This is a genomic window from Peribacillus sp. B-H-3 (assembly GCF_048572925.1).
Taxonomy (GTDB): Bacteria; Bacillota; Bacilli; order Bacillales; family DSM-1321; genus Peribacillus.
Genome location: NZ_CP183879.1, coordinates 1975812 through 1990748, shown reverse-complemented (window position 1 = coordinate 1990748; position 14937 = coordinate 1975812). Strand labels below are relative to the sequence as shown.

Annotated in this window: 12 protein-coding genes; 1 reads left to right on the top strand and 11 read right to left on the bottom strand. The window is 44.1% G+C overall.

What is annotated here, in order from left to right; all coding sequences use genetic code 11:
• Positions 1-2: 2 nt before the first annotated feature.
• From coaBC to ACN6MY_RS09835, 6 genes are all read right to left on the bottom strand, one after another.
• Positions 3-1211, bottom strand: a complete 1209-nt coding sequence (gene coaBC, locus ACN6MY_RS09860) for a bifunctional phosphopantothenoylcysteine decarboxylase/phosphopantothenate--cysteine ligase CoaBC (RefSeq protein WP_419883786.1) — start codon at positions 1209-1211, stop codon at positions 3-5.
• Between the two features lie 261 nt (positions 1212-1472).
• The gene (gene rpoZ, locus ACN6MY_RS09855; RefSeq protein ID WP_419883785.1) at positions 1473-1679 is read right to left on the bottom strand and encodes a DNA-directed RNA polymerase subunit omega; all 207 of its coding nucleotides are present in this window, start codon (positions 1677-1679) and stop codon (positions 1473-1475) included.
• Between the two features lies 1 nt (position 1680).
• Entirely contained in the window at positions 1681-2295 is a 615-nt protein-coding gene (gmk, locus tag ACN6MY_RS09850) for a guanylate kinase (RefSeq protein WP_071349447.1), read from the bottom strand.
• A gap of 8 nt (positions 2296-2303) precedes the next feature.
• The gene (gene remA / locus ACN6MY_RS09845; RefSeq protein WP_071349446.1) at positions 2304-2567 is read right to left on the bottom strand and encodes an extracellular matrix/biofilm regulator RemA; all 264 of its coding nucleotides are present in this window, start codon (positions 2565-2567) and stop codon (positions 2304-2306) included.
• A 54-nt stretch (positions 2568-2621) separates the two neighbouring features.
• Positions 2622-3497: a YicC/YloC family endoribonuclease gene (locus ACN6MY_RS09840; RefSeq protein ID WP_419883784.1), complete on the bottom strand. Its 876-nt coding sequence runs from the start codon at positions 3495-3497 to the stop codon at positions 2622-2624.
• Between the two features lie 159 nt (positions 3498-3656).
• On the bottom strand, positions 3657-6335 hold the full coding sequence (locus ACN6MY_RS09835) for a cation-translocating P-type ATPase (RefSeq protein ID WP_419883783.1): 2679 nt from the start codon (positions 6333-6335) through the stop codon (positions 3657-3659).
• Between the two features lie 410 nt (positions 6336-6745).
• Between ACN6MY_RS09835 and ACN6MY_RS09830 the strand changes: the two genes are divergently transcribed.
• Positions 6746-8470, top strand: a complete 1725-nt coding sequence (locus ACN6MY_RS09830; RefSeq protein ID WP_419883782.1) for an Rqc2 family fibronectin-binding protein — start codon at positions 6746-6748, stop codon at positions 8468-8470.
• A 228-nt stretch (positions 8471-8698) separates the two neighbouring features.
• Here the strand turns inward: ACN6MY_RS09830 and pyrE are convergent, their stop codons facing one another.
• From pyrE to carB, 5 genes are read right to left on the bottom strand one after another with little or no spacing between them, the layout of a single operon-like run.
• A complete protein-coding gene (pyrE, locus tag ACN6MY_RS09825; RefSeq protein ID WP_419883781.1) occupies positions 8699-9331 on the bottom strand; it encodes an orotate phosphoribosyltransferase in 633 nt (210 codons plus the stop codon).
• On the bottom strand, positions 9328-10044 hold the full coding sequence (gene pyrF, locus ACN6MY_RS09820; RefSeq protein WP_419883780.1) for an orotidine-5'-phosphate decarboxylase: 717 nt from the start codon (positions 10042-10044) through the stop codon (positions 9328-9330). The genes pyrE and pyrF overlap by 4 nt, the downstream gene beginning before the upstream one ends.
• The gene (locus ACN6MY_RS09815) at positions 10016-10957 is read right to left on the bottom strand and encodes a dihydroorotate dehydrogenase (protein ID WP_419883779.1); all 942 of its coding nucleotides are present in this window, start codon (positions 10955-10957) and stop codon (positions 10016-10018) included. Before ACN6MY_RS09815 ends, pyrF begins: the two co-directional genes overlap by 29 nt.
• The gene (locus ACN6MY_RS09810; protein WP_419883778.1) at positions 10954-11733 is read right to left on the bottom strand and encodes a dihydroorotate dehydrogenase electron transfer subunit; all 780 of its coding nucleotides are present in this window, start codon (positions 11731-11733) and stop codon (positions 10954-10956) included. The genes ACN6MY_RS09815 and ACN6MY_RS09810 overlap by 4 nt, the downstream gene beginning before the upstream one ends.
• The gene (carB, locus tag ACN6MY_RS09805; RefSeq protein WP_419883777.1) at positions 11730-14936 is read right to left on the bottom strand and encodes a carbamoyl-phosphate synthase large subunit; all 3207 of its coding nucleotides are present in this window, start codon (positions 14934-14936) and stop codon (positions 11730-11732) included. The genes ACN6MY_RS09810 and carB overlap by 4 nt, the downstream gene beginning before the upstream one ends.
• Position 14937 lies beyond the last annotated feature (1 nt).

Genomic DNA, 14937 nt, shown 5'->3' with positions numbered 1-14937 from the left:
CATCAGTCCTTTTTGAGCAGATGGACAGCTTCGTTAAGAATATTTAAGGCCGCATCCCTTTTGCTCATCTTAGGGAGCTCCAAGCTTGTGCCATCTTTTTTATATATGGTGATAATATTCGTATCCGTTCCAAATCCCGCTCCATCTAGGGATACATTATTGGCAATAATCATGTCTGCATTTTTTCTTTCCAGTTTACCGCGCGCATAATTTTCTACGTTTTCTGTTTCAGCGGCAAAGCCTATCAGAATCTGTCCAGACTTTTCCCTGCCTAATTCCTGCAGGATATCTCTGGTCCGTTTCAGCCTAAGCACATGCTCGCCAGTCTGTTTCTTCATTTTTTGCGCATGATACTCTTCCGGTGTGTAATCCGCTACAGCTGCTGTTTTTATGACAGCGTCACAATCCTTAAATGCACGCATGACTTCCTGGTACATATCTTCAGCAGATTCGACAGAAATAAAGCTCACACCAGCTGGAGGAGACAGGGAAACCGGGCCGGAAATCAGCAAAACCTCCGCTCCCATTTCAATTGCCTGCTCGGCAAGGGCATACCCCATCTTCCCGGATGATTGATTTGTAAGATATCGGACCGGATCAATATGTTCTCTTGTGGGGCCTGCGGTAATGATAAACTTTTTCCCGCTGAGGGGTTTACTGATTTTTACCGGATTGAAATGCTTTTCGATATTGCTGATAATTTTTTCCGGTTCCTCAAGTCTGCCCTTTCCAACATACCCGCAGGCAAGATAGCCTTCGGAGGGTTCGATAAACCGGCAGCCATAATCATGAAGCTGTAAAATATTTTTTTGAACAGCAGGTTTGCTATACATATTTACATTCATGGCAGGAGCAATCCAAACAGGAGAGCTAGAAGCCAAAATTGTTGTCGTTACCATATCATCAGCAATTCCGTTTGCAAGCTTTCCGATTACATTTGCCGTAGCAGGAGCCACAACAATGAGATCCGCCCAGTCAGCGAGATCAATATGTGCAATAACTTCCGGATTTTTCTCGTCAAATGTATCTGTGAACACATCATTTCTCGACAGAGCCAAGAAGGTCAGCGGGGCAACAAACTTGCACGCTGATTCACTCATAATGACCTTCACCTTTGCACCTGCCTGAGTAAGTTTACTAGTTAAAGCAGCTGCCTTAAATACAGCAATGCCTCCTGTAACACACAAGAGTATTTTCTTATCTGTAAGCATCTAATATCCCCCAACTACTCTCTTTTTCCTTCATTATGAAGGAACCCGGCAAAAAAATCACGTTTTAGCGGTTTAGACATTTGCCTCTTTTTTTTGCTGGCTCCTGCCTTATTACGGCAAATGAAAAGGGCAGACAGCCGGCCAAAATTGAATGCAAAGCCTTTTGCAAAGCTTCAATTCAATTAGGATCCGGTGTCAAACCCTTTAAAATGAATAAGATCGACTATGTGATGAATATTCGGAAATAAATCAGTTAACTAATTATTGCTCTTCAAACTGGTTTTTGTAAGTAAGTTCGCCAGTATGGATTTCTTCCAGCGCTTTGCCAACTGGCTTAAAGCTCACCGGCTTTTCAATCCTGCAGTCATTCTTGATCTGCATGACCCTTGCACGTTTGGCAGCCACAGAAACCAGGGAGTATTTAGAATCAATTTTTTCCAGCAATGAATCGATAGATGGATATAACATATTATTCAGCCTCCAGCATTTTTTTATATCGTAATGAAACTCTTTCCCTGCGGCAATGTTCAGCAATAACAATAGCATTGATCCGATTGCACGCAAGCTCCACTTGATCATTTTCCACTACATAATCATATAAGTCCATTAACTCAATTTCTTCCTTCGCAGCAGTCATTCTGCGGTGTATCAGATCGTCTGACTCTGTTCCGCGGGTGACTATGCGGTTTTTGAGTTCCGACAAACTTGGTGGGGCAAGGAAAATGAACAAGCCTTCAGGGAATTTTTCCCTAACCTGCCTTGCTCCCTGTACTTCAATTTCCAGGAAAACATCTTTTCCGGCGTCCAGAGTCTCTCTTACATAATCAACAGGGGTGCCGTAATAATTACCCACAAACTCAGCATACTCCAAAAGCTTCCCTTGATCCAGCAGGGCCTCAAATTCCTCCCTTGTCTTAAAGAAATAATCAATTCCGTCCACTTCCCCTTCACGAGGAAGCCTTGTTGTCATTGAAATTGAATATTCAAAGGCAGTATCCGGCTGTGAAAAAATTTCTTTTCGCACAGTACCTTTTCCGACTCCCGAAGGACCGGATAAAACGATTAGTAACCCTTTTTCTCTCATTTCTTTATTTACCCCTCTTCCACACTGTCATCCCGGTCATGAAGACGGGCTGCAACTGTCTCTGGCTGAACGGCAGATAAAATAACATGATCAGAATCAGTTATAATAACCGCCCTTGTCCTTCTTCCATATGTAGCATCTATTAAAGATCCCCTGTCACGGGCATCCTGTATGATCCTCTTTATCGGAGCAGATTCCGGACTCACGATTGAAACAATCCGGTTTGCGGAAACAATGTTTCCAAAACCGATATTTATGAGCTTGATAGACATTTTTGTCCCCCATCCATATTCTATTGTGACCATGTTACAATTATCATAATCAAACTACTCGATATTTTGAACCTGTTCTTTCATTTTTTCAAGAAAACTTTTCAATTCCACAACATTTTGCGCAATAGCTGCATCAGAGGATTTCGAACCAATTGTGTTGACTTCCCGATTCATTTCCTGAACCAAAAAATCAAGCTTTCTTCCCACCGGCTCCTTCTCATTCAGCGTGCCGGAAAATTGGGCAAGATGGCTTTCAAGCCTTGTAATTTCTTCATTAATGTCTGAACGGTCAGAAAATATTGCCACTTCGGTCAGCAGCCTGCCTTCCTCAATTAAATTTCCTGAGAGTTCCATCATCCTGTCTGCCAGCCGTTTTTTATAATGCTGCGCAACAGCAGGGGCGTAATCCTTTAAACCTTGCAAACGATGTGCAAACTTCTTGAGGTGCATTCCAAGATCTTTGGCAAGGGCTTTTCCTTCTTGAACCCTCATCTTGCAGAGAGCATCGAGAGCAGACGAAAAAGCATCCATTAAAAGAGGTTCAATGGCATCGGGATCATGTGCCGTTTCCATGATGGCAAACATGCCTTCAATTTGAAGCAAATCTGAAGTGGAAGCTGAAGAAGTTAACTGGAATTTGCGGCTTGCCTCATCCATCAGCGTAAAATATTGCTCTGCAAGTCCCCAATCAAGCTCCAGCGTTTTATGAGACATGCCTGCACCATCTATAGAAATCATGATTTCGGCCCTGCCTCTCCGTATGTATTCATTCGCTTTTTTCTTTAGCTTTTCTTCAAGCATCAAAATTTGCCGCGGCATCCGGATATTATATTCGCAAAATCGATGGTTCACAGTCTTTATTTCTGCTGCCACCTTCACAGAGCTATTTTCCGCTATGCCTCTGCCGTATCCTGTCATACTGATAACCATGTGGAGGCACATCCTTCAATGACTGTCTTAATGGATCCTGTAAGCTCTAAAACTTTACTTAAATAAACGCAATCTATTATGAGTGCATATCATTAAAATCATTATAAAATAAAAAGGTAATAGAGGCGGACTCTACTACCTTGACAATTATATCATATTTCACTTTGTTTTTCTTACTAAAAAAGATCCAGCAAGCAAAAAAGTTGGAATGGATGCCATGCCGAGGATTAATAGCCAGTCTCTAGGAACAATGGGAACAGTATGAAATATCGTCTGAAGCGGCTGATAATATATGACAGGCAATACCAAAACCAGTGAAGACAGAACTGCACCTACCAAATAAGGATTGCCAAAGGGGTTTCTTGAAAAAATGGAAACCTCACTGCGGCAGTCAAATACATGGATGAGCTGAGCCAGTACCAATGTTGTAAAAGCAACAGTCTGTGCATATGGCAGCCGGTCCGGATGTGCTTTATACACGACCATAAAAGCAATCAATGTGGATAGGCCGATTAAAAACCCCCGTGAAATAATTTTCCAGCCCAGCCCTCTTGCAAAAACGCCTTCGCTCTGGCTGCGCGGACCTCGTTTCATCACATTACCCTCTGCCTTATCAAGTCCCAATGCCATTGCAGGAAGTCCATCTGTCACTAAATTCACCCAAAGAATCTGGATAGGAATCAAGGGAAGCGGCAATGCACACAGCATGGCAAAAAACATAACCAGGATTTCCCCTACATTTGAAGCAAGCAGGTATCGGATGAACTTACGGATATTTTCATAGATATTTCTTCCTTCTTTAATTGCTGATTTGATGGTGGCAAAATTGTCGTCAAGCAAAATCAGCGAGGAAGCTTCTTTTGCAACGTCTGTTCCTGTGATGCCCATTGAAATTCCAATGTCTGCTGACTTAATGGCAGGCGCATCATTTACCCCATCCCCTGTCATGGCGACAACATGGCCTTTATTTTGGAGAGCTTTAACAATTTTCAGTTTATGTTCTGGAGAAACCCTGGCAAAAACGGCAACGTCTTCCACCGCATTTTCCAGTTCTTCTATAGACATATTTGAAAGCATCCTTCCCTCCATGACCTTTTCCTTTCCGCGCAATATCCCAAGCTGCCTTGCAATCGCCTTTGCAGTAGCAGCATGATCTCCTGTTATCATTACCGTTCTGATTCCAGCTTCCCGGCACTCCTTTACGGCCTGCTTTACCTCTGGCCTCGGCGGATCTATCATCCCTTGCAGCCCCATGAAAATCAGGTCTTTCTCTGCTTCTGATTCGTCAAGCAGTACTGTGCCGGAAGAAATCGGCTTATATCCTACAGCAATAGTCCTCAGAGCTTGTTCTGCCAAGCCGTCAACTGCCTTTTGTACATGCTGGATGCTGTCTCTTGTTAGGTACTGTGTTTTATCATCCCATAATACCGATTCACATTGAGATATAAGCACATCAGGGGCTCCTTTGGCCACAACGAAATGCTTGCCGGCCTCATCGCTCACTACAACACTCATCATTTTTCTTGTTGAATCAAACGGAAATTCTTTTATAATCCTGAATTTTTCGTTTAACTGTTTTCTGTTTAACCCGGCCTTCATGGCTGCGACCAGAAGTGCTCCCTCAGTGGGATCACCATCCATGATGTATTTTTCATCTTTTGCAAGAAGCTCTGCGTTATTGCAAAGCATGCCGAATGTAAGCAATTGCCTCAATGATTTTTCATCTTTCAGCGATATCTTTTTTCCTTCATGAAAGAATTCTCCTTGAGGCTCATATCCAGTCCCGCTGACATTCCAGGTCGTACCGCCGCTCCATAAATGAGTCACAGTCATTTTATTTTGGGTCATAGTCCCTGTTTTATCCGAACAAATGACAGAAGCGCAGCCGAGGGTTTCGACAGCTGGCAGCTTGCGCACGATTGCCTTCTTTTTTATCAGGCGCTGCACACCAAGAGATAAAGCTACTGTCACTATGGCCGGAAGACCTTCAGGAATGGCAGCAACTGCAAGCGACACACCCGCAAGGAACATAGTATAAAGGTTATTGCCCTGAATTACGCCTGTAACTACTACAATCAGAGTCAGAAACAAGGCTGTAACGATTAAGATCTTGCCAAGCTGCTCTAGCCTTCGCTGCAAAGGAGTAACCACCGTTTCTGCAGAATGCAGCAGGTCTGCAATTTTTCCCATGGCCGTATTCATGCCAATTCCAATAACAATACCTGTACCGCTTCCCCGGGTGACCATGGTTCCCATGAAGGCCATATTTTCCTCATCACCAATACCATCGGGTTCATGTCCGATTGGTTCATGTGTCTTGACAGCAGGCAGAGATTCTCCTGTTAGAGCAGATTCCTCAATCTCCAGGCTCGATGATTCTATAATTCTCAAATCAGCACCAATACGGTCACCGCTGGAAAACTTAAAAACATCACCGACAACCGCTTCTCTCGAAGGGACTTTCCTCCATTCACCGCCCCGCAGAACCTGTATCTGCGGTGCCGCCATGTCTTTTAAAGCTTCAAGCGATTTCTCTGCCCTTCTTTCCTGAAAAAAGCCCAAAATACCATTTACGAAGACGATCGCAATAATTGCAATGGCATCGATATATTCTCCGAGCAGTCCGGATATCAAGGTTGCTGCCAGCAAAACGATTACCATAAAATCTTTAAACTGCGCAAAGAACAGTAAAAGTGCCGATTGTTTTTCACCCTCGTGAAGTTCGTTATAACCCTTATCCTGCTGCCTCTTTTTAACTTCTTCATCTGTCAGCCCCAGCTCTCTATTTGTCTGCAGGGCGGCCTCGACTTCTTTTGCATTCATTTCCCGGAACTTCATTCAGTATCACACATCCTCCACTTAGAATGAAAACGGCGGCCCATTTCCTTTAGCAGCCATAAAATTCAAACACACCTTCACTGAACCAATGAAACATCCATCACGTCTCTTCTTCCATGCATATTCAGACTCGTCCCAAAAAATGATATAATTATCCGAAAAGCGTAAGCGCCTTGAATAGCTCGCGAAGCAAATAGAGATTTGGCCATCGGAGGCGTTCTTTGCCTTCGGAGGACAAATCGTCTTTTGCACAGCGAGCTAGGCGCTGCAGCTGGATATACGAAAAGCGTAAGCGCCTGGGAATTGGCAAAAATAAAGCATCTTATAGCGAAAGTTGCCCGCTTCAATGTTAAGATGGAAGGTAACCTTATATTTATTATGCAAGTACTAGAGTAAAGGAAGTATGATATATGTCTTTTGATGGCTTATTTACCAAAGCAATGACTGAGGAAATTTCCTCACTTTTAACAGGCGGCAGAATCAATAAAATTAATCAGCCGTATAAAAATGAACTTGTTTTTATCGTCCGTGCGGGCGGGAAAAACCATAAGCTTCTCCTCTCCGCACATCCAAGCTATGCCAGGGTTCAGGTGACACAGGAGAGCTATGAGAATCCTAAAGAGCCGCCTATGTTCTGCATGCTTTTAAGAAAGCACCTTGAAGGGTACACAATAGAAAATATCTATCAGTCCGGCCTGGACAGAATCATTATTATTGAGGTAAAAGGAAGAAATGAACTTGGCGATATTTCTCAGAAGAAATTAATTGTGGAAATCATGGGGCGGCACAGCAATATCATCCTTGTTGACCAAGAGAGAAATATGATCCTTGACAGCGTTAAACACGTGTCATACGCTGTCAACAGTTACCGGGCTGTCCTGCCGGGCCAAACGTACCTGGCTCCGCCGCCGCAGGAGAAAATCAATCCTCTTACTTCCAATGAGGAAGAACTTTCAAGAGTGCTTGACTTCAATGCCGGAAAGCTTGATCGCCAGCTTGTTGACCATTATGCCGGTGTCTCTCCATTATTTGCAAAGGAAGTAATCAGCCGCGCAGGATTAGCGAACCGGTCAACAGTTCCTGCCGCATTTTTTTCACTGATTAATATTCTTAAAGGGAAGGAATATTCCCCTTCATTAATAAGTGATGAAAATAAAGAGTCCTTTTATATGATTCCGCTTGAACATATTGGGCATAATACGCGAACCTTCCCTACTTTAAGCGAGCTATTGGACCGTTATTATTTTGGAAAAGCTGAGAGGGACAGGGTCAAGCAGCAGGGGAATGATTTAGAGCGTTTTATCTCAAATGAAATCGACAAAAATCAGAAAAAAATAGGAAAACTGCAAAAGACACTGAAGGATAGTGAACGCGGCGAACAATATCAATTGTTTGGCGAGCTTTTGACAGCGAATCTATTCCAGATTAAACGCGGCATGAAAGAGGTTGAAGTGGTTAATTATTATACCGAAGATAGCCAGACGGTAAAAATCCCTTTAAGTCCACAAAAGTCACCTTCTGAAAATGCCCAAAAATACTTTTCCAGATACCAAAAAGCAAAGAATTCTGTAGGATTCGTGCTGGATCAAATAGAAAAGGCTGAAACAGAAGTTGCTTACTTCGAAACCCTTTATCAGCAGCTTCAATCCGCTTCGCCGCGGGATATTGAAGAAATAAGGGAAGAGCTTCAGGAAGAAGGTTACATCCGCCAGAAGCAAAGAAAAGGAATGAAAAAACCGGCAAATAGCAAGCCGCAGCTTGAAACCTACTATTCTTCTGAAGGAGATCCCATATTTGTCGGTAAAAACAATAAGCAAAATGACTATCTGACAAATAAGTTTGCCAGAAGAGATGAATTGTGGTTCCATACTAAGGATATTCCAGGCTCCCATGTTGTCATCCGCAGCGAGGAACCAAGCGAACAAACAATCAAGGAAGCAGCTGCTTTGGCAGCCTACTTCAGCAAGGCAAAAGATTCTGGTTCTGTCCCGGTGGATTTCACAAAAGTCCGCTATGTAAAAAAACCAAATGGATCAAAACCGGGTTTTGTCATTTATGATAACCAGCAGACGGTTTACGTCACACCACAAGCTGACTTGGTCATCTCTCTAAAAGAAAACCGCTCTGTTAAATAAAGGCTATTTCGTAAACTTTGTTGCTGCGGAACAAAGTGGCTGTTTTTATTAAAGGGTTCGCTTCTCAGAACTCATTAATAAAAACAGCCATCTTTAAAAAAAGAGCCTAAATAAAGCATCCATGGTTTTCTTCGCCATGCCCTGGACTTCTTTTATGACTTTCAAGTGATTATAGTTTGCCAGCCGCTAAAAGCTTGCCCACGCACCGGGGGCAAGCTTGTTTGTGCTTTACACGCTGAGCCAGGCTTTATCAGCAGGGTCCTTCTTCCATTGACGAAGTTTTTCCAGATCTCCTTTTGCAATATATCCAGATTCACTTGCTGCTTGAATTAAAGATGTATAATCACAAAGCGAATAAGTTTTGATTTGCTCTTTTTCAAACCTCTCAATACCGCTGGATAATTCATAGGTAAATATTGAAGCAACTCCAGCTATTACACAGCCAGCTTCCTGCAGTGCTTTAACAGCCGTTATGGAGCTTCCGCCCGTTGAGATCAAATCCTCCACGACGACTGCTTTCTGTCCTGGATTGACCCTTCCTTCAATTTGGTTTTGTTTTCCGTGCCCCTTTGCCTTTGAACGAACATAGCACATCGGCAGATCCATAAGGGTGCTGACCCATGCAGCATGCGGAATCCCTGCTGTAGCCGTACCTGCTATCAATTCTGTTCCAGGGAAATGCTGAAGAATTAATTCCTTCAAGCCCAGCGCGATTTCATTGCGTACTTCCGGATACGACATTGTCAGGCGATTATCGCAATATATAGGAGATTTAATCCCGGAAGACCATGTAAACGGTTCATGCGGTTTGAGGCTGACTGCACCAATGTCTAATAAATGCTCTGCTATTTTCCTTTTCATACCCTTGTCCCCTTCCAAGCTTTAAGAATAGATTCATATGCTAGGGCAGGATCAGCCGAACCCGTAATTGCCCTGCCGCACACAATGGCATCTGCACCAGCCAATCTTGCCTGCTCCGGTGTAGCCACTCTATTTTGGTCGTGAATATCATTTTCTTGCACCCTGATTCCAGGAGCAACCGTGAAAAAACCTGTACCGAGTTGTTCATGGATGCTTTTGACTTCATGTATTGAGCAAACTGCACCATCAAGTCCTGAATCGCTGACAAGCCTTGCATAGTGCAAAACAGAGGCATCAAGTGTTTCTTTTATCAGCTGTTCATTTTGCATTTGCAATTGAGAAGTGCTAGTTAACTGTGTAACGCCGATGCACATGGGACGCTTCTTTCCGGCAGCCGTTCCTGCATCAAGGCCCTCAAGCGCTGACTCCATCATTCTCTTGCCTCCTGCTGCATGCACGTTGACAATATCCGGTTCAAGCGAAGCAAGACCCTTCATTGCAGATTTAACGGTATTAGGAATATCATGCAATTTCAAATCCAGAAAAACCTTATGTCCAAGTTCCTTCAATGTATATATGATGGACGGTCCGTTTTGATAAAAAAGCTCCATCCCTATTTTTAAAAAGAGCTCGGAATCTTTAAAATTCGATAGAAATTTTTTCGCTTTTTTTGCGTCGGGAAAATCAAGCGCGATGATAAGCGGGTTCTCCATGTCTTTTCCAGCTCCTTCCCCTGCATTCAGAAATGTGATCAAACCCAAGTTCTTCGAGAAGCACAGGCAGTTTTTTAATGATTTCCGGGCATATAAATGGATCGGTAAAGTTCGCTGTGCCGACTGCTACAGCACTTGCACCTGCGTAAAAAAACTCAATTACATCTTCTGCGGACGAAATTCCGCCCATGCCAATAATCGGGAGATCCACCTGCTGGCTTACTTCATAAATCATCCGAAGCGCCACCGGCTTGATTGCAGGGCCTGAAAGACCCCCGGTTTTGTTTGCCAGTACCGGTTTTGCCGTTTTTATGTCCAGGCGCATCCCCAATAGTGTATTGATCATGGTTAATCCGTCGGCTCCTCCGTCTTCCGCTGCTTTAGCCATTTCTGTGATATTTGTTACATTTGGGGACAGCTTTACATAGACAGGAACCTCAGATACTTCTTTTACTGCTTTTGTGACTGTTTTAGCCACTTCCGGATTCGTTCCGAAAGCAATGCCGCCTTCCCTCACATTCGGGCAGGAGATATTCAGCTCCAGCGCTTTCACATTTTGTGATTTGCTGATTTCCCTTGCGACTGTGATGTAGTCTTCAATCCGCGAGCCGGCTATATTCGCCACGATGGGCAGGTCATAACGGGTCAGCCATTTTAGCTCTTCATTTATAACCTTTTCAAGTCCTGGATTTTGCAGGCCTATAGCATTCAGCATTCCGGAAGGAGTTTCTGCGACCCTCGGGGTTTCATTTCCAAACCTGGGCTCGGGTGTTGCTGCCTTGATCATGATAGCCCCAAGTTCGTTTAAGTCGTATAGCCCGCTGAATTCCCTGCCAAATCCAAAACATCCGGATGCAGGCATGACAGGATTTTTCAGCTGCAGGCCTGGCAATTCAGTGTATAGCCTGTTCATAAAATCACCTCTCCTGCGCGAAAAACTGGACCATCGCTGCAAACTTTTCTATAACCCGTTCCATCATTATCATCACCAGTACGGCAGACGCATGCAAAGCACGCCCCAATTCCGCATCCCATCCGTTCCTCAAGTGACAGATACAAATTTTTATCTTCATATCTTTTTGCCAGTTCCTTCAGCATAAGGGTTGGCCCGCAAGAGAAGATGAACTTAAAATCACCGGCAATACTGTCCATAATATCAGTGACAAAGCCTTTCTTTCCGTATGTTCCATCTGCGGTTGCTATACGCGTTTCACCGAGTGTTGCAAATTGTCTTTCATAGAAAACAGCTTTTTTCGTCTGGAAACCCAATGTGTGAAGAACATTTGCACCGCGTTTTTTCAGCCTCCAGGAAAGTTCGTACAAAGGCGGCACACCGATTCCGCCTCCTGCAATAAGCACATTATCGCCAGCCTTGACTTTTTCAACCGGAAAGCCATTTCCTAGCGGGCCAAGCACGTCCACTGAATCATTTTCCTTTTTCTCCGACAAAAGTGATGTACCTTTCCCGTCTGCCCGATATATCATAGTAAACTGATTTTCTTTGCTGTTAATGGAACAAATGCTGATGGGCCTTCTTAAGAGCGGCTCGCTTCCTGGCCCGGTTTTCACATGCACAAACTGCCCAGGCTGCTTCATTTCAGAGACAAGTCCGCCCTGAAGTGTCAATTCGAATATGTTTTCAGCGATTTCTATCTGCTTGGCAATTTTCATTTTTTCTTTTTTAATCACGAAGTAATCATCTCCCGGATATTATCGGTCTTTTCCATAGCTTCTGCTGAAAAATTCATTGATTCAATAACCCGGAGAATTGCTGCAGCTGTATCAAGGGATGTTAAACATGGAATGCCATTTTCTACAGATTCACGCCTGATTCTAAAACCATCACGTTCTGGCTGTTTTCCCTTTGTCAGAGTATTGACAATAAGCTGTGCCTCGCCGCTGCGGATTACATCCAGCAGGCTTCTCTCCCCTTCGCCAATTTTCCCTACAGTCGAAACCGGTATAGAAGCTGTTGTTAATAGAGCCGCCGTCCCGCTTGTTGCCAGCAGCTTATATCCGATATTATGAAATCGGCGTGCAAGCTTCAAAGCTTCCTGTTTGTCCTTGTCCGCCACTGTCAGAAGAACAGATCCATGCTCTTTTATCTTGATTCCCGATGCTACAAGTCCCTTATATAAAGCCTTCTCAAGTGTATGGTCCTTACCCATCACTTCTCCGGTAGATTTCATTTCAGGCCCAAGCGTAATGTCAACTCTTCTTAACTTGGCAAAAGAAAACACAGGAACTTTTACATAAACTCCTTTTTTCTCAGCGATAAGGCCATCAGGCCATCCAAGTTTTTCGAGGCTGCTTCCCAAAATAACCTTTGTTGCAAGATTGGCCATCGGTACATTTGTAATCTTGCTCAAAAAGGGAACGGTCCGGCTGGATCTCGGATTTACCTCTATTACATAGACTTCATTATTGCTGATCACATATTGGATGTTTAATAAACCGATAATATTCAAGCCTTTGGCAAGGCGCGTGGTGTATTCTGCAATTCTTTCTTTTTGTTCTTTCGTAAGGCTCTGCGGGGGATATACTGCAATCGAGTCGCCCGAATGCACTCCCGCCCTCTCTATATGTTCCATGATGCCTGGGATTACCACGGTTTCCCCATCCGAAATGGCGTCTACTTCAATTTCTTTGCCTGTTAAATAACGGTCAATAAGCACTGGATGCTTTGGATTCACCTTAACCGCATTCTTCATATAGTGAAGCAGTTCATCTTGTTTATAAACGATTTCCATGGCCCTTCCGCCGAGCACATATGAGGGCCTTACCAAAACTGGATAACCGATATCATCTGCGATGGCTGCCGCTTCTTCTGCTGAAAAAGCTGTTTTCCCTTTTGGCTGGGGAATTCCAAGCTCTGTTAATGCCTGCTCGAATTTATTCCTGTTTTCTGCACGGTCAAGGTCTTCAAGGGAGGTCCCGAGAATCCTGACTCCCCTTTCCGCCAGCTGTGCAGCCAGATTAATCGCTGTCTGGCCCCCAAATTGCACAACAACACCAATCGGTTTTTCCAGATCGACAATATGCATGACATCTTCTATTGTCAGGGGTTCAAAATACAGCTTGTCTGAAATGCTGAAATCCGTTGAAACCGTTTCAGGATTATTGTTGATGATAATCGCTTCATAGCCAGCCTCTTTAATAGCCCGGACTGAGTGCACGGTTGCATAATCAAATTCCACCCCCTGGCCGATCCTGATCGGACCTGATCCAAGGACAACGACACTCTCCCTATCAGTGACTGCAGACTCGTTTTCTTCTTCATACGTTCCGTAGAAATAAGGAGTTTCTGATTCAAACTCTGCTGCACACGTATCCACCATCTTGAACACAGGAACAATTCCTTCCTCACTTCGCCAGGCGTAGATTTCTTTTTCATTTGCATTCCATAGTGAAGCAAGTTTTTTATCGGAATATCCTAATCTCTTTGCTTTGCAGGCTGTTTCTTTATCAAATGGAGAAGAAGCAGCTTCTTTTTCAAACGATATAATTTTTTTCAGTTTATGAAGGAAAAATAAATCAATCATACTCCATTCATGGATGGTTTCTATGCTTATTCCGCTGCGTATTGCTTCCCCTATATAAAACAGGCGTTCATCCCCTGCTTTGCGGATACGTTTTTCCAGCATGGCGGCTTCAAATCCGCCTGGCAGCTCCAGATGGTGCAATCCTGCCTCAAGCGATCGAACCGCTTTTAGAATCGATTCCTCAAATGTACGTCCAATGGCCATAACCTCCCCGGTCGCTTTCATTTGAGTGCCCAGCCTGCGGTTAGCCGATTCAAATTTATCAAAAGGCCAGCGCGGGATTTTTGTTACCACATAGTCGAGTGCGGGCTCAAAGCTTGCATAGGTTTTACCCGTAACAGGATTCATCATTTCGTCAAGCGTAAGCCCGACTGCAATTTTCGCAGCAAGTTTGGCTATCGGATAGCCGGTTGCTTTTGAAGCCAGCGCAGATGAACGGCTTACTCTCGGGTTTACCTCTATCACATAATATTGATAGCTATCGGGATCCAGGGCCAGCTGTACATTACAGCCTCCTTCAATTTTCAGCGCACGGATAATTTTAAGTGATGCATTTCTTAACATTTGATGCTCTCTGTCGCTTAGAGTCTGGCTTGGGGCTGCAACGATTGAATCCCCGGTATGGATTCCGACCGGATCGAAGTTTTCCATGTTGCAAACGACAATGGCATTATCCTTTGAATCTCTCATGACTTCATATTCGATTTCCTTGAAGCCTGCAATGCTCTTCTCAATCAGACATTGTGAAACAGGGCTGTTTTTCAGTCCGCCTGCTACGATTTCTTCTAGCTCCTTTTCATTTTCACAAATGCCGCCGCCGGTTCCTCCAAGCGTGAATGCCGGCCGGACAATGATGGGAAAGCCTATCTTTTCGACAAAATTCTTTGCTTCCTGAATGGAATGGATGATGTCGCTGTCAGGGACCGGTTCACCCAGCTCATTCATCAAGGACCTGAATAGATCTCTGTCCTCCGCCTTTTCAATGGCAGAGAGCTTTGTGCCGATAACTTTAACACCGCATTCCTCGAGAATCCCTGAATTAGCAAGCTCAACTGCCATATTCAAGCCTGTCTGTCCTCCCAAAGTCGGAAGCAGCACATCAGGCCGTTCTTTACGGATAATTCTAGAGACGAATTCAAGTGTAATCGGCTCTATGTAAACAGCATCCGCCATTTCGCTGTCCGTCATGATGGTAGCCGGATTGGAGTTGATCAGTATCACCCTGTATCCTTCTTCTTTTAACGCAATGCAGGCTTGGGTCCCGGCATAATCGAATTCTGCCGCCTGGCCGATTACAATCGGCCCTGATCCAATTACTAGAATGCTTTTTATGTCTGTTCGTTTCGGCATA